Below are 16,026 nucleotides of genomic sequence, written 5' to 3'. Positions count from 1 at the left end.
CCGCCGATGCGCATCCCGAACATGTTCAAACTCTTTTCACTGCTGCTGATGCTGGCGTTCAGCGCCGGTGCCGCCGCTGCGCAATACCAGTTGGGCTCGGGGGACGTCATTCGCATCAATGTGCATGGTGAGCCGGACCTGACCTTCGAAGAGATTCGCCTGACAGACGCTGGCACTTTCACCTTTCCCTTCATTGGTGAGGTGGACGCCAACGGCAAAACCCCAGGTGAAGTGCGCAACATCCTGGTCGAGAAGCTGAAGGATGGCTATCTGATCGATCCGCGCGTATCGGTATCGGTTGCCAACTACCGCGAGTTCTACATCGCCGGTGAGGTAAAGCTTCCAGGCGGTTATCCGTTCCAGCCCGGCCTGACGCTTGACCGCGCCATTGCGCTTGCTGGCGGGCTGACCGAGCGTGCTTCGACCAAACGCATGACTATCGTGCGCGGCTCGCAAGGCAGCCGCGAGGAAGAGAAAGCCACCATGAACACCCTGGTTCGCCCTGGCGACACGATCAACATCGATGAAGGATTCTTCTGATGAATAGCCCAGTTCGCCCGGATCGACCATGGCAGCGCCCCGCTGGGCCTGCGGCTGATAGTGACTTCATAGATCTGAAAAAAATCTGGCATGCAGTCTGGTCGCGCAAGTGGGGGATCATCCTGCTCGTGGCGGTCGTCGCGGTGCTGACCGTTTTCCTGCTGTCGCGCATGACGCCGATCTACAAGGCTGTCGCCACGGTGCTCATCGAGAGCAAGGGCACGCCAGTGTTGTCGTTCCAGCCGGCAGCCGATACCCCGGTTGAGCTCAGCGAGTATCTGCAGACACAGCTCAGCCTGATGCAGAGCCGTGGCGTTGCCGAGCGCGTCGTCCGCGATCTGAATCTGACCGAACACCCCGAGTTCGATCTGCGACAGCAGCCGGGCCCGCTGGTCGATGTTGGCGCTCTGATCGATATGGTCACAGGCGAAGAGCCAGAGCCGATCACCGAAGCGCAGGTCATGGATTACGCCACCCAGCAGTTTATGGAGCGTACTTCAGTCTGGGTCGAAGGTAAGAGTCAGCTGGTTTATCTGTCGGTATCCATGGCGGATAACCTGACCGCCGCACAGGCCACCAACCGGCTGGCGCAGGCCTATATCGAGGCGCAGCTGGAAGCGAAGGTCGACATGTCGATGACCGCTGCCAGCTGGATGAATGAACGCCTGGTTTCGCTGCGTGAGAACCTGCAGGCTTCGGAAGATCGCCTTCAGGCCTATCTCGATGCGGAAGGGCTGGTCGACCTCGATGGTGTGGGCACCATCAGTGCCAACGAGCTGTCGCTTACTGGTGATCGTATGATTGATGCGCGCCGTCAGCGCGCCGAAGCCGAAAGCCAGTACCGCCAGGTCGAGTCCATGCGCAGCCAGGGCTGGGAGCGTCTGGCCAGCGTGCCGGCGGTTCTGGGTCATCCGCTGATCCAGCAATTCAAAGCTGACCAAGCCCATGCGCGTTCGCGTGTCGAAGATCTTTCGCGTCGCTACGGCAACCGCCATCCGGCGATGGTTTCTGCTCGGTCAGACCTCAATGCTGCCACCGCCAGCCTGAAACAGCAGGTCGAGCAGGTCGTCGCCAGCATCGAACGTAACTATCAGCTGGCCGTCGCCAATGAGAACTCCTTGAAGGCCTCCTTCGACGAGAACAAGGGCCGGATTCAGGATATTTCCCGTAAAGAGTTCAAAGTACGTGACCTGCAGCGGGAGGTCGAAAGTGATCGTGCGCTCTACGACACCTTCATGACCCGCCTGCAGGAAACCACCGCGACCTCGGATCTCAGTTCTACCAATGCTCGGGTAGTCGATGCCGCCATCCCGCCAACCGAGGCCAGTGCGCCAAACAAGAAGCTGATCTTGGTGGTGGCGTTGTTCCTGGCACTGGTGCTGGGTATCGCCCAGGCGATCATCCGCGAAATTCTCGACAACACCTTCAAGAGCTCTGAAGAAGTCGAGTCCAAGCTGGGTCTGCCTGTCATGGGTATCGTCCCGCAGGTGCCGCGCAAGCTGCGCAAGGAAGTCAGCCATCTGTTCGAACGCAGCGGTGACAAGCGCTTCTGCGAAGCGGTACGGACTATCCGCACCAACCTGCTGCTGACCGAGGCAAGCCAGCCTCGTCAGGTGCTGGTGATCACCTCGACCGCACCGGGCGAAGGTAAGAGTTCGGTATCGGCCAACCTCGCATTCGCCATGGGCCAGCTGCATCGCGTGCTGTTGATCGACGCCGACTTGCGCCGTGCGACGCTCGACAAGGCGTTCGATTTCAAGCCGGGCACGCCGGGCCTGGTGAACCTGATCGGTGGCAACGCCAAGCTTGAGGAGTGCATTCACACCGTTGGCAACGTCGACATGATCGCTGCCGGTGCAGTGCCCTCCAATCCGCTGGAGCTGCTGTCTTCACCGCGTTTCGCCAAGCTGCTCGAAGTGGTCAAGGGTCGCTATGACCGCATCATCATCGACTCGCCGCCGAGCCAGGCGGTCAGTGATGCGGCTGTTCTGTCCACGCTCGCTGATGCGGTGATCTACGTCGTCAAGTCCGACAGCACGCTGATCCCACATGTGCAGAAAGGGGTGAGCCAACTGCAGAACAGCAATGCACCGGTCACCGGCGTGGTACTCAACTACGTCGATATCGAGAAAGCCAAGAAGAACGGTCAGTTCCGTGGCTACTACGACCATTACGGATACAGCGAGCCACAGACGGTCTGACGACCGGCTCGTCAATCCATTACCGGGGTGTGTCCAACCATGCGATGGACCCACCCCGGATTGACTATCTGCCCAAGCGAAGAATTTGCGCCATCGGCCACCGAAAAGGGTCGCGCCGAGGCACGCCTGTATCAATGTATGAATCGAGGATCCTGCTATGAATATCACCGTCGTTGGAAGCGGCTACGTCGGACTGGTTACCGGAGCCTGTATCGCGGAGATGGGTAACACGGTTTACTGCGTCGACGTCGACAAGGCCAAAATCGATAACCTGAAGCAGGGCATTCTGCCGATCTATGAGCCGGGCCTCGAAGAGATCGTCACCGAGAACCATCAGTCCGGCCGCTTGCTCTTCACCACGTCGCTCACCGAGGCAGTCGAGCAGTCCGAAGTGTTTTTCATCGCTGTCGGCACTCCGCCGGGCGAAGATGGCTCCGCCGATTTGCGCTATGTGCTGGAGGTCGCCAAGCAGATTGGTGACACGCTGACTGCTCCCGCAATCGTGGTGAACAAGTCGACAGTGCCGGTCGGCACGGCGGACCTCGTGCGCGCAGCGGTTGCCGAGCGTCTTGAGGCGCGCGGCGTCGACATTGAATTCTCAGTCGTCTCCAACCCGGAATTCCTCAAGGAAGGTGCGGCGGTCAACGACTTCATGCACCCGGACCGCATCGTTATCGGTGCTGACAACGAGCACGCTCGTCAGGTCATGAGCGCGCTGTACGCACCCTTCATCCGAAATCGTCCGCGCACCATGTTCATGGGCATTCGCGATGCGGAAATGACCAAGTACGCAGCCAATGCCATGCTGGCGACCAAAATCTCCTTCATGAACGAGATCGCCAGCCTCTGCGAGCGCCTCGATGTGGATGTCGAGAATGTGCGCCTGGGTATCGGCTCTGACGAGCGCATTGGCTACCACTTCATCTATGCCGGCTGTGGCTACGGCGGCTCCTGCTTCCCGAAAGACGTCAAGGCGCTGATCAACATCGCCCATCAGAACGACTTCGAGCCAAAGCTGCTACAGGCGGTGGAATCGCGCAACGATCAGCAGAAGCATTCGCTGTTCAACAAGCTGTCCACCCACTTCAATGGCGACCTGAGCGGCCGCACCTTTGCGGTCTGGGGGCTGGCGTTCAAGCCCGGCACCGACGACATGCGCGAGGCGCCAAGCGTGGTGCTGATCAACAGCCTGATCAATGCTGGCGCGAAGGTGCGCGCGTTCGATCCGGTTGCCCGTGAAACTGCCCGCCGCGAGTTCCCCGAGAGCTGGTTTACCGACGGCCGTCTGCAGATCGTCGAGGGACAATACGAAGCCGCTATCGATGCCGATGCGCTGTGCCTGGTCACCGAATGGAAGCCGTTCCGCCGTCCGGATTTCCGTGCGCTCAAGCGCCTGCTGAACACACCGCTGATCATCGACGGGCGTAACCAGTACGACCGCGAGCAGGTCAAGCGCGAAGGGTTCAGCTATTACGGCATCGGCCGTCAGCCGGTCCAGGCCTGAGCGAGGGGCAGCGAGTGAGCGCCATCGATCAGTCCAGCATGCGGCGCACTTCGTCCCCGGTCAGGGAAAGACTGGCTGCGCTGCTGCAGGCAAGCATGCGCAGCAAGCTGCTGCGCAATATCCTGACCGTGGTGACTGGCACCGCCGGTGCGCAGGCGATCACCCTGGCGTTCATGCCGGTGATCACGCGCATTTATGGTCCAGAAGCGTATGGGGTACTCGGCACCTTTCTCAGCGTCACGATGATGCTGATTCCGGTAGCGGCGCTGACCTATCCCATTGCCATCGTGCTGCCCAAGCGCGATGGCGATGCGCGAGGTCTGGTGCGATTGGCTCTGGCTACTGCGTTGTCGCTGGCGACAGTGGTCGCTCTGGCGCTGTACTTCTTTGGCGATCAGCTTGCCCGAACGCTCGAGATCGAGATCATTCAGCCCTACCTGATGCTCATCCCGTTCGTGATGTTCTGCGGCGCTGCGCTTGAGATTTGCCAGCAGTGGCTGTTTCGCACCCAGCGTTTCCGTATCACCGCAAGTGTGGCGGTGGGGCATTCGTTGTTCTTCAACTCGATGCGGACCGTCGCGGGTCTGGTGCAGTCCTCTGCTCTGGTGTTGGTCTGCACCACCGCCCTGCAACAAGCGTTGCATGCGGCAATGCTCGCGTTGGCCATGCTGCGCGCCAAACCCCATGCGGATAACCACGCGGAAGACGCCGAGCAGAGCAGCCCCGGCATGCTCGAACTGGCTCGCAGGCACAGCGATTTCCCGAGGTTTCGTGCGCCGGTGATGTTGATCAACGCCGTGTCGCAGCATTTGCCGACGCTGGTGCTTGCTGCCTATTTCGGACCGGCTGCCGCGGGCTTCTTCGCTCTGTGCAAGCAGGCGCTGACGATGCCAACCAATCTGATCGGTAAGTCGGTCGCCGATGTGTACTACCCGCGCATCAGCCGTGCCATCCACGACCGCGAGCCGGTCGCCGCGATGCTGCTGAAGGCAACCGCCGCGCTGGGGCTGGTTGGCCTGGTGCCGTTTTCGCTGGTGGCAGTGTTTGGCCCATGGCTGTTTGCACTGGTGTTTGGTGACCAGTGGCATGTGGCTGGCGAGTACGCCCGTTGGCTGGCCTTGGCCGAGTACGTGATCTTCGTTTCGCGTCCGTGCGTGGTTGCGGTCCCGGCGCTGTCGCTGCAGGCGCGCTTCCTGTTGTTCGAAATATTCAGCACCAGCTTGCGCGTGCTGTCGCTGTTCGGCGGTGCGCTGTTAATCGGCAGCGCCCTGGCCACCGTGCAGGCCTTCGCCGTCGCGAGCATCGTCATCTATTCGTCGCTGATGGTGATCGTGCTGATTGCATCGCGCCGGTGGTACGCGTCTCAGCAGAACGCCCAGCATTCAGAAGAGAGTTTCGATTGATGAAGGTTTTACATTTGGTTGCTGGCGAACTGACCGGGGGCGCCGCACGTGGCGCTTACTGGCTGCACCAGGGCTTGCGCTCGTTGGGTGTCGACTCGCGCGTCTACACCAACAGTCAGCAAACCCATGGCGACACCTCGGTGGTGTCGGTCAGTCGCAGCAAGAAAGACAAGATCATCAGCATTGCCAGAAGTCAGGCTGACCAGGCGTTCGCCAGCGTCTACCGCAAGCGCCAGTCCGGCATGTTCAGCGCTGGTGTCATGGGCGCCGATTTCACTGACAGCACAGCATGCCGTGAGGCGGACGTGGTGCATCTGCACTGGGTCAACGGTGGCTTCGTCGACATGAAGCACCTCGCCCAATTGCGCAAGCCCGTTGTCTGGACCATGCGCGACATGTGGCCGATGACTGGCGGCTGCCACTACGCCATGGGCTGTGAAAAATTCACCACCGGCTGTGGCAGTTGCGATCAGCTCGGCAGCAACTCCGACCGAGACCTGTCGCGTTTCGTACTCAACCGCAAGCGCAAGTACCTGCCCGAGTCGATGAAGATGATCGGCATCAGCGACTGGGTGTCCGAGCAGGCCAGGCAGAGTCTCCTGTTCCGCGACTTCGACGTGCGCACCATCCACAACAACGTCGATGCCAGTGAGTTCTTTCCACTGGACAAACAGCTGGCGCGGCAACTGCTTGGTATCGAGACCGAGAAGAAGATCATCCTGACCGGCTGCACCAGTGCCAAAGACACCTACAAGGGTTTCGGCAAATATCTGGAGATGCTCACGCACCTCGACCCGGCCAAGTATCACCTGTGCTTTTTCGGCAAGCTGGACCAGTCCGTCGCTGACGGTTTGGGCTTCGATTACACCTCGTTCGGCTACCTGCATGACAGCATCTCGCTGCGCCTGCTTTATTCGGCGGCAGATGTCTTCATCGCGCCGAGCCTGATGGAGGCGTTCGGCAAGACCTTGGCCGAAGCCATGGGCTGCGGAACCCCCGTGGTGTGCTTCGATGCCACAGGGCCGAAGGACATCGTGACGCACAAGCACGACGGTTATAAGGCTGCGCCTTTTGACGCCCAGGGTCTGGCAGAAGGCGTCGAGTGGATCACCGGAGAGGCAGACTATCCGCAGCTTGTGCTCAATGCGCGAGAAAAAATCCTGACCACCTTCGACAGCCCCGTCATTGCCCGTCAGTACCAGGCGCTGTACGAGGAGATGCTCGCATGAGCGGACCGTCTGTCCGCCCCGGGCAGGGCGGTAACGCCTCGTTAACGTCGCCAGCCAACCATCGATTCAATCAGCTGCATGGCAGAGCAGGGCGCTTGGGCGCCGCTGCGCTGCCGTCCCAGCATCAACTCAACACCCCTCTCGTCATCTGGAACCTACAGGTACTCTGAAATGGAAAAGAAACGCGCGCTGATCACCGGAATTACTGGCCAGGACGGTTCCTATCTCGCTGAGTTTCTGCTGGAAAAGGGCTACGAAGTACACGGCATCAAGCGCCGTGCGTCGTCGTTCAATACGCAGCGGGTCGACCACATCTATCAGGACCGTCACGTTGAAGACCAGAGCTTCGTGCTGCACTACGGCGACCTGACCGACTCGTCGAACCTGACCCGCATCATCCAGGAAGTTCAGCCGGATGAGGTGTACAACCTCGGCGCGCAATCTCACGTCGCGGTCAGCTTCGAGTCGCCGGAGTACACGGCCGATGTCGATGGTATGGGCGCTTTGCGCATCCTCGAAGCCATTCGCCTGCTGGGTCTGGAAAAGAAGACGCGCTTCTATCAAGCCTCCACGTCAGAGCTCTATGGCCTGGTTCAGGAGATTCCGCAGAAGGAAACCACGCCGTTCTACCCGCGTTCCCCTTATGCAGTCGCCAAGCTCTACGCCTACTGGATCACGGTGAACTACCGCGAAGCCTACGGCATGTATGCCTGCAACGGGATTCTCTTCAACCACGAATCCCCACGCCGTGGCGAAACCTTCGTGACCCGCAAAATCACCCGTGGCCTGGCGAACATCGCTCAGGGGCTGGAGAGCTGCCTGCACATGGGCAACCTCGATGCACTGCGCGACTGGGGCCATGCCAAAGACTACGTGCGGATGCAGTGGATGATGCTGCAGCAGGATCAGGCCGAAGATTTCGTCATCGCTACCGGCGTGCAGTATTCGGTGCGTGAGTTCATCAAGTGGTCTGCCGCCGAGCTGGGCATCGAGTTGCGCTTCGAAGGCAGCGGGGTAGAGGAAGTCGCGGTCGTCGCGGGTATCGACGGGGACAAGGCGCCAGCTCTCAACGTTGGCGACGTCGTGGTCCGCATCGATCCGCGGTACTTCCGCCCGGCAGAGGTGGAAACATTGCTCGGCGACCCGAGCAACGCCAAGAACAAGTTGGGCTGGACGCCAGAGATCAGCGTGCAGGAAATGTGCGCCGAAATGGTTCGCGAGGACCTGAAGGTTGCCCAGCGACATGCCCTGCTCAAAGAGCACGGCTTTGAAATTCCAGTGAGTGTGGAGAACTGAATATGAATCGTGACGCACGTGTTTTTGTTGCGGGACATCGCGGCATGGTGGGTTCTGCGATCGTCCGACGCTTGCAGGCGCTGGGATACACCAACCTCATCACGCGCGGCCGTGAAGAGCTGGACCTGGTCGATCAGGCAGCGGTCAATGCCTTCTTTGCGGAAAACAAGATTGATCAGGTCTACATGGCCTCGGCCAAGGTGGGCGGCATCCATGCCAACAACACCTACCCGGCCGAATTCATCTATCAGAACCTGATGGTCGAGGCGAACATCATTCATGCGGCCCACTGCAACGATGTGAACAAGTTGCTGTTCCTCGGCTCGTCTTGCATCTATCCGAAGTTCGCCGAGCAGCCGATGAAGGAAGAAGCGCTGGTGACTGGTGTGCTCGAGCCGACCAACGAGCCGTATGCGGTTGCCAAAATCGCCGGTATCAAGCTCTGTGAAAGCTACAACCGCCAGTACGGGCGTGACTACCGCAGCGTAATGCCGACCAACCTTTACGGTCCCAACGACAACTTCCACCCGGAAAACAGCCACGTCGTGCCTGCGCTGCTCAAACGCTTCCACGAGGCGACCCAGCGTGGCGACGATGAGGTAGTGATCTGGGGCAGCGGCAAGCCGCAGCGCGAATTCCTGCACGTCGACGATATGGCCGCTGCCAGCGTGCACGTGATGGAGCTGGATGATGAAACCTACCAGGCCCATACCCAGCCGATGCTTTCGCACATCAATGTGGGTACCGGTGTTGACTGCAGCATTCGTGAATTGGCTGAAACCATCGCCCGGGTCACCGAATACCAGGGTGAACTGAAGTTCGACAGCAGCAAGCCGGATGGCACACCGCGCAAGCTGATGGACGTTTCCCGCCTCAAGGCGCTGGGCTGGCAGTCCAGCATCAGCCTGGAAGACGGCTTGCGCGACGCCTATCGCTGGTTCGTGGAAAACCAGCATCAGGCACGCCACTGACCGAAATAGTGACTGGCATGGATGCATTTGACAGCAGCGGACCTTTCTACCGCTGCTGTTGTCCATCCATGGCGCATGTTTCTTCGCCGCAGTGGGCTGCCTCATCCAGGTCATCAGGATGGGCTGCTCGGTTCTATGTTTCGCCACGTCAATCGGATACTGGAGAGAGCGCTTGTTAAGGAAAGTTCTGGCGTACAAGAATCTGTTGTTCATCCTGTTACTGCTGAACTCGACCTGCTTCTTCCTGACGGATGACAAGCGAGCCGGGATCGCATACTTCCAAGAGGTGTTCCTGCTATTGGTGGTGGCGGCGACTGCCTGTCTGTTCGTGGCGTGGAAGTGGGTCTACCAATCGAAGACCAGCCTGTGGATCATCTTCATGGGCTGCCTGCTGCCGGTAATCTCTGCGGTACTCGCCAACCTGAACTTCGGTCAGCCGCTGGCATATGGCTTGCTGGAAGAGCGACGCTTCTTTCAGTACCTGGTGTTCTTCCCGACGCTGTTTCTGTTGATCAAGGCTTCTCCCACCCAGGAAGAGCTGGCGAAATACTTTTTATATATCGCGCTGTTTTGCGCGACGCTGGGCTTTGCGTATTACCTGGGCATCATTCCTCAGAACCAGATCGCTTCCTTTACCGTCGATGACTGGACGCAGTACGAGGATCTGCTGCGACCGAACCGCTTCCGTATTGGCTCGCCGTTCGTGACCATTGCCGTATTCATGGTGATGTACAGCATGAAAGACCGCGTCACCCTCGGCCGGTTGGCAATTCTTCTCTACTTCGTCGCCTACCTGTGGTTGGTCATGCAGACACGCCAGACCATGCTGGTCTGGGCGCTGGCCGGAGTATGGATTTTCCGCAAGCGTATCGACTCGTTGATGAAGCTGAGTGCGCTTGGCGTGGCGGTGCTGGTGGTTTCGTACCTGATGGTTCCGGAGTTCTATCAAGAGCAGTTCGCGCGCTTCGACGCCTTGCTATTTGATGCGACATCCGGTCCTGGGGTACGTGACACAACTGTCTCCGTGATTCTCGACGCTATCAGCACCAACAACTACTTCGGTATGGGCGCGCTGTCCCTGCAATGGAATGGTGGTTTTTCAAGGGTCTATAACTCGCACTTCTACCTCGCCGACGTCGGCATATTCGGGGTTTATCACCGCTATGGGTTCCTGACCCCAGTTGTCGTCCTGATGTTCTATGGCGGCTTCATTTGGGTCATGCGGCAATGTTCGGACAAAGGCAATCTTCTCGCCGCGCTACAGCTGTCATTCGTGGTCAGTATGCTGAATATCACGTTGTCCAACGCACTGACGTTTTCCGGCGATGTGTATGGAATGGCTGCTGCATTTTTCCTTTATTACGCCAAGTTGCAGATGGCGGATGCTCCTTTAAATGCAAATCTAGAACAGGTGAATTATGGTCAGTTTCAGTATCGTAACTATAAACTGGAATAATTTTGACGGCCTGAAGGAAACCTATCAGAGCTTGGCCAGCCAGACTTACCGGAACTTCCGCTGGATCGTGATAGACGGTGCGTCCAAAGACGGGAGCGGCGAGTGGTTGAGGAATTTGCAGGACAGCCAAGCTGAAATCACCATAGAGCCAGACAAAGGCATCTATGACGCAATGGAAAAGGGACGTCAGCGGGCTGTTGAAACGCCTGGTTTTACTCTGTTCCTTAACAGTGGCGATTCATTTGCCGATCCGACCGTACTGGAGCGGATAAACGAAGAATTAACCGATGCCACCGTCAAACCCAAATTTGTTTATGGCGACTTCTATCGCAAGGAAGCCAGTGGTGAATTGAAGCGTACTGCCGCGCGACCTATTGAGCGAGCACCGCTTGGTCTACCGGCGAGCCATCAAACGATGTACTTCGAAAATGAGCGGCTGCGGCAGTTCAAATTCCGCTTGGATTACAAGCTGTCAGCCGACTATTGCCTGCTGCTTGAGTTTCTACAGGGCCTGGATTTGCAGGCCGAGGTGCTTCAGCTGTCTTTCCCGTTATGTATTTTCGACACCACGGGTGTCTCGCATAAACGCCGTTTCGAAGCGATCCGTGAAGACATGGATATCCGAAAGCGGTTTTTGAAGTTTTCCAAACCCAATGCGTTGGCGCTCTACATGTTGCATTACGTCCATACGCATTCCAAACAATTGCGTTCGTCGTTGGGGCGCTGAACACAGGTAACCGATCCAATAAAAATGGACTGTCAAAAGAACAGGGCGCAGGAGAGAGTTCTATGAATTACCGAAGCCTGAATGATCTGTCGCGGTTGAGCACGGAATGTGCCAGCAAAATTCCCAATGATGTCGAACTTATAGTCGGCATACCGAGAAGTGGGATGTTGGTCGCCAGCATCATCGCACTGAAACAGAATCTGCCGCTGACAGATCTCTACTCTTTCCTGCGTAACGACGACCTGAAGAAGGGTAATACCCGCACCTACAAGCACGCCGAACTGGTAAAGCCGAGGGATGCGAAAAAGATTCTGCTGGTCGACGACAGTATTTCTTCGGCCAAGTCGATGCGTGCGGCGGATGAACAAGTCCGCGCCGTTTATGGCGGTCAGGTTCTGACCATGGCGGTTTTTGCCGAGCGGCATAATCGACACCACGTAGACATGTATCTGGAGCTCGTGGAGCAGCCTCGGGTGTTCGAGTGGAACATCATGCACCATCCATTCTTGGCTCAGGCGTGCCTGGATATCGACGGCGTGCTCTGTGTCGATCCGACCAACGATGAAAACGATGACGGACCGAACTACCGGGAGTTTCTGAGCTGTACACGCCCATTGTTCATCCCTTCGGTCAAGGTCGCGCATTTGGTGACCAGCCGATTGGAGAAGTATCGCGCCGAAACGGAGGAGTGGCTGCAGCGCAACGGTGTGCAATATGGGACGTTGCACATGCTTGATCTCCCGACTGCGGAAGAGCGCCGGCGTTTGAACATTCACCACAAGTTCAAGGCCGAAGTCTATGCCAAGCAGCCGCTGACACGGTTGTTCGTCGAGAGCGAAGTCAGACAGGCCGTCGAGATCATGAAGCTCAGCCGCAAGCCGGTGTACTGCATCGAGACAAACGAGATGTATGTGCCTGGGCAGGTCTATAACCTCAAGGCCAATACACTGCGGAAAACTCACAGCCTGAAAGCGAAACTGGTCGGGAAGGCTAAGTCGTTTTTGAGCAAATGGGCGCCAGTAGCATCATCATCGAAGAGTTGAGCGGGGGATTGGTTGTACCGAAAAGGTGCAACCAACCACCGGTTCAATGATTCAGTCAGCGATTAGGGCCAATGCGACTGCAGTCACCTTGGCCGACGTACTTGCTGAGCACTTCCCATTGGGGGCGGTCTCGGCCGTCCTTGGTAGGCTCGATGGATAGTTTGTATTTGCCCCACGAGGAACCTGCTGCCCAATAGGTAATAGGGATGCAGTGGTCCTGAAGATAAGCCAGCAAGTTATCCATGGCTTCGAGGTAACGAGGTTCGTCTGCGGGAATGCCAAATTCACCGATATGGCCTTGTTTGTCATGCTTGATCAGCCAGTCGATGAAGGGCTTGACTCGTTTGACGCCTAGCATGGTGTCAAAATTTTTCTCCAGCGGCTCTTTGTAGTGTCCGCTTCCATGTTTATCGATGTACAGGTGAGCAGAAAAAATCAACTTGTCGGAGGGGTCTTTCAGTTGCAGCAACGGATCATTGAATTTAGGCCAGCGATAACTGCTGGACCAGAAGTTACCTTCGATGAGCAGGGGCCGCTTCTGGTCATGTTTTCTAATGGCATCAATACCGGCTTGAGCGGCTGCCGGCCAGTATTCGTCGGCGCCATGTGGCTCATTCATGATGTCGTAGGCATAAAGGCCTTTTTCATCTTTCCAGCGTTTGGCAACACGTTCGAGCAGATCGGCATAAGCCGAGATCGGCACGGCCTCGGTGCCGATGAGTTGCTTTCGATATCGGGCATAGTTGTGGATGTCGAGGATGATGCGCATGTCGTATTGGGCGGCTTGCTGCAGGGTTTGGTCGATCAGTTCTGCATAGTCCTCATCAAGTTCGGCATTCAATGCTGGCTGCAAACGCTCCCACATGATGGGGAAGCGGATGGTCTCGATTCCCTTGGCTTTCCACTTGGCAAAATAGCCGGGCGCGGGGAAGAAATAATTTGTTTTATATTTTCCGGGGATGACATTGCCGGAAAATGCGGCTCCGCCAATGTTCAGCCCCACCAGATCGATATTTTCCGCATAGCTGGCGGCACTCCAGAGCGCAACCGTGAGTCCGAGGAGTATTCCTTTTGATCGGTTCGAAGCGCTGCGTGTCCTTAACATCTCACTACCTCTTTCTGCTCTTTTGGACGATGCCGCGGCTGCGGCTGCTTCGTTTGTCCGGTGCCGGAAGGCATTGTTCATTTTTGTCAGGCGAATCTTTCTGCTTGGCGGCCCACGACGACCAAGATGGGAATCGGGTGCCAACAACTTTCATGGGTTACAGACAGAGAATCTATTTATGAAAAATCCCCTCACCAAAAGGATGGATCCTTTGATAGGGAAGCTGAAACTGCTGGAAGAATCGGATGCCGGCCCCTTCATTTCCGAATTGAAAAAGCGCGAAGCGCCGACGATTCTTGGTTTTCTCAATCAGCACGGCTACAACATTGCACAGCGTCAGCCGGCGGTGTTGGATAGTTTTATGCAGGTCAACTACCTGCTGCGCGATGGGATTGGCATCAAGATGGCCTGCACATTCAATGGCCGCGATCCGAAGGCTAACCTCAACGGGTCTGACTTCATCCCTGAGCTGATTGAAGATCTGGTGGGTGAATCCCATGATCGTTATGAGTTGTTCGCCATGGGCACGCGAGAGCCCTGGCTAAGCGAAGGTGCGCGCAACCTGTTCGGAGACAGACGTTTCCACGCTATTGATGGCTTCAAGGCGCCTGAGGAATACCTGGAGTTCTATCAGCGGCACCACGTGCCAGGCCGCTATCCCATCATTGTGCTGGCGATGGGTATGCCCAAGCAGGAGCGCGTTGCGCTGCATCTGCAAAAGGCCATGGATACCCGCGCGCTGCTGATCTGTGGCGGTGCGATTCTGGACTTTTCAGCGCAGCGCTTTCCGCGCGCGCCCATGGTCTTTCGACGTCTGGGGCTGGAATGGGCGTTCCGCATGCTCATCGAGCCGCGCCGGCTATTCAAGCGATATGCCATCGGTATACCGGTGTTCTTCTTCTACCTGTCGCGTAATGCGTTATCCAGCGCCCGCCGTGTAGGCGGCTGGAATGCCCTCAAGCGCGAGCCCTGATACGGTCCCGCTGCGGCCGCATCGCCATGGATGGCCGCGGCAGCAGGGGCGGGCGGCGCCGACGACTATCGAGGAATCACCCGTAGCGTCATCGCCAGGCTGAACAGGTAGTGGGCCGAGAGCGTGACCGCGTAGATCAACACAACCGAAGTGATCGGTAGCTCGAGCAGGTGCCCGCTGGCAAAGCAGGCAGCGGTAAGCACTGCGCGTTGCACATTCAGCATCAGCAGCCGCCGCTGACCCTGGAACACCGACAACAGATGCGAAGCGGGCGCGTGCATGAACTGAAACAACAGATAGATCGCCAGTATTGACGCCATCTCACCGGCCACGGCCCATTCTGCGCCGAACGCCACCGCAAATAATCGCTCGCCGAAGAGCAACAGCAGCAGCGTCGGTGCGAGTGCGAGTAACAGCAACCTTTTGATCACCGAATAGGTCAGCGTGCGAATTTCTGCAGGGCGCTTACGTCCTATAGTGGCGATTTCGGCGTAGTACGCCTTGCTGGTCGAGTGACCGAGTAGATTCATTGGCAAAGCCAGGGTCATCATGGCCAGCCCAAGTTGTCCGGTCGTTGTTGGGTCATAGAGGGCTGCAGTCAGTAGCAGTGGAGCCTGGCTGGAAAAGATCTGTAAGAGCTGCGACGGCAGCCGGTAGATTGGAAAACTCCGGTAATGCCTGAACAGCCACCACGCCCGCTGCAAGGTGACCTGCCGCCAGTAGCGCCTCACATCCGCGCTGAACAACCGCACCAGCTTGAACGTCCCCGCGCCAGCTCCCAGCACCTGGCCAGCCAGAAGCCCGAGGGGCTTCATTCCCAGCAATCCCAACACTACCTTGGCAATCGAGCCAACGGCGCTCTGCTGCAGCTGTGTGCGGGCGATAGCCGCATAGGCGCGCCGGCGAACCGCCCAGATCAACAAGACTTCGTAGAGGCCAGCGCTTGCCAGTGCCACTGCCAGCATCCAGCGATACGGAATCAGCGCCTCCATTGAGATGCTGGTCAACAAGACGGGGCCAGCAAGCCAAAGAACAGTACTCACCAATACCGTTGTCACCGCAACGAAGGCTGCAGCCAATGCCATCAGCGTCATGGCTGCGCCATGCCGGCTAGGCAGCGGAACCGCAAGTTCGTAGCGCAGCGTCATCAGCGGCGTAAGAATCAGCAGCAAGGCGGTAAAGACCGACAGGACGCCGAAATGCTCCGGGCTGTAGATTCGAGTGAGGATCGGGATGGAGGCGAGGCCAACTATTCTGGCCAAGCCGTTGCCGACGGCAAGGGTCGCCATACCCTTGAACACTTTGGCGGAGGCGTCGCCCGCCAGTCTTTGCCGGATTGCGATTAGTTTGCCCGTACGGAGGCTTTGCACTTGAACTCCTCTTCCTATGAGCGAGCTGCCTAGGCAGCGTGTGCGGTTCCGTACTGCGCGTCATGCGCCGAGTTGACCGTTGGCATGACGCTTGGAGTGCATCCGGCCATAAGAAGTCGCTCTAAAGAAAAAGTTCTGGTGCGCGAGTGCTGTTTTGTAGCGGACAATCCATGCGCCTCGCCTCGCCGGTTCCGATTGTGATTTCAGC

Annotated in this window: 14 protein-coding genes; 12 read left to right on the top strand and 2 right to left on the bottom strand. The window is 57.8% G+C overall.

All coding sequences use genetic code 11. The annotated features are described in order from the left end of the window. Window positions 1-6: 6 nt before the first annotated feature. The 11 genes from ALTERO38_RS14155 to ALTERO38_RS14105 all read left to right on the top strand — a co-directional run bounded on the left by ALTERO38_RS14155 (window position 7) and on the right by ALTERO38_RS14105 (window position 12,370). Entirely contained in the window at window positions 7-540 is a 534-nt protein-coding gene (locus ALTERO38_RS14155) for a polysaccharide biosynthesis/export family protein (RefSeq protein WP_102835851.1), read from the top strand. Further along, the gene (locus ALTERO38_RS14150) at window positions 540-2,741 is read left to right on the top strand and encodes a polysaccharide biosynthesis tyrosine autokinase (RefSeq protein WP_102835852.1); all 2,202 of its coding nucleotides are present in this window, start codon (window positions 540-542) and stop codon (window positions 2,739-2,741) included. Before ALTERO38_RS14155 ends, ALTERO38_RS14150 begins: the two co-directional genes overlap by 1 nt. Window positions 2,742-2,898: 157 nt before the next feature. Then, window positions 2,899-4,245 (top strand): UDP-glucose/GDP-mannose dehydrogenase family protein, encoded by a 1,347-nt coding sequence (locus ALTERO38_RS14145; RefSeq protein ID WP_159968762.1) that lies wholly within the window; start codon window positions 2,899-2,901, stop codon window positions 4,243-4,245. A 14-nt stretch (window positions 4,246-4,259) separates the two neighbouring features. Then, window positions 4,260-5,648, top strand: a complete 1,389-nt coding sequence (locus ALTERO38_RS14140; RefSeq protein ID WP_159968761.1) for a lipopolysaccharide biosynthesis protein — start codon at window positions 4,260-4,262, stop codon at window positions 5,646-5,648. Then, entirely contained in the window at window positions 5,648-6,877 is a 1,230-nt protein-coding gene (locus tag ALTERO38_RS14135) for a glycosyltransferase family 4 protein (protein WP_159968760.1), read from the top strand. Before ALTERO38_RS14140 ends, ALTERO38_RS14135 begins: the two co-directional genes overlap by 1 nt. After that, window positions 6,874-7,047, top strand: a complete 174-nt coding sequence (locus ALTERO38_RS14130; protein WP_159968759.1) for a hypothetical protein — start codon at window positions 6,874-6,876, stop codon at window positions 7,045-7,047. The genes ALTERO38_RS14135 and ALTERO38_RS14130 overlap by 4 nt, the downstream gene beginning before the upstream one ends. Before the next feature lies 1 nt (window position 7,048). Continuing rightward, window positions 7,049-8,173, top strand: a complete 1,125-nt coding sequence (gene gmd / locus ALTERO38_RS14125; RefSeq protein WP_159968758.1) for a GDP-mannose 4,6-dehydratase — start codon at window positions 7,049-7,051, stop codon at window positions 8,171-8,173. A 2-nt stretch (window positions 8,174-8,175) separates the two neighbouring features. Continuing rightward, entirely contained in the window at window positions 8,176-9,144 is a 969-nt protein-coding gene (locus ALTERO38_RS14120; RefSeq protein WP_159968757.1) for a GDP-L-fucose synthase, read from the top strand. Window positions 9,145-9,262: 118 nt separating this feature from the next. Next, window positions 9,263-10,600, top strand: coding sequence for a hypothetical protein (locus ALTERO38_RS14115; RefSeq protein ID WP_256663902.1), 1,338 nt, complete (start codon window positions 9,263-9,265; stop codon window positions 10,598-10,600). Further along, the gene (locus ALTERO38_RS14110; RefSeq protein ID WP_102835993.1) at window positions 10,563-11,327 is read left to right on the top strand and encodes a glycosyltransferase; all 765 of its coding nucleotides are present in this window, start codon (window positions 10,563-10,565) and stop codon (window positions 11,325-11,327) included. Before ALTERO38_RS14115 ends, ALTERO38_RS14110 begins: the two co-directional genes overlap by 38 nt. Before the next feature lie 62 nt (window positions 11,328-11,389). Next, window positions 11,390-12,370 carry a phosphoribosyltransferase family protein gene (locus ALTERO38_RS14105; RefSeq protein WP_159968756.1) on the top strand — a complete coding sequence of 327 codons (981 nt, stop codon included), beginning with the start codon at window positions 11,390-11,392 and terminating at the stop codon, window positions 12,368-12,370. 55 nt (window positions 12,371-12,425) lie between these two features. On the opposite strand, the gene ALTERO38_RS14100 is transcribed toward ALTERO38_RS14105, so the two are convergent. After that, window positions 12,426-13,556 (bottom strand): glycoside hydrolase family 5 protein, encoded by a 1,131-nt coding sequence (locus ALTERO38_RS14100; RefSeq protein ID WP_306109789.1) that lies wholly within the window; start codon window positions 13,554-13,556, stop codon window positions 12,426-12,428. A gap of 121 nt (window positions 13,557-13,677) precedes the next feature. Between ALTERO38_RS14100 and ALTERO38_RS14095 the strand changes: the two genes are divergently transcribed. Then, complete coding sequence (locus ALTERO38_RS14095; RefSeq protein ID WP_159969716.1) at window positions 13,678-14,448, top strand: WecB/TagA/CpsF family glycosyltransferase; 771 nt, start codon at window positions 13,678-13,680, stop codon at window positions 14,446-14,448. 65 nt (window positions 14,449-14,513) lie between these two features. On the opposite strand, the gene ALTERO38_RS14090 is transcribed toward ALTERO38_RS14095, so the two are convergent. Continuing rightward, window positions 14,514-15,818: a lipopolysaccharide biosynthesis protein gene (locus ALTERO38_RS14090; RefSeq protein WP_159968755.1), complete on the bottom strand. Its 1,305-nt coding sequence runs from the start codon at window positions 15,816-15,818 to the stop codon at window positions 14,514-14,516. Between the last annotated feature and the right edge of the window lie 208 nt (window positions 15,819-16,026).

The sequence above is a fragment of the Pseudomonas sp. 9Ag genome (assembly GCF_902506445.1).
In the GTDB taxonomy this organism is placed as follows: Bacteria; Pseudomonadota; Gammaproteobacteria; order Pseudomonadales; family Pseudomonadaceae; genus Stutzerimonas; species Stutzerimonas stutzeri_AB.
Note: the sequence above shows the minus strand (reverse complement) of the source record. Positions and strands in the feature narration are given on the sequence as shown.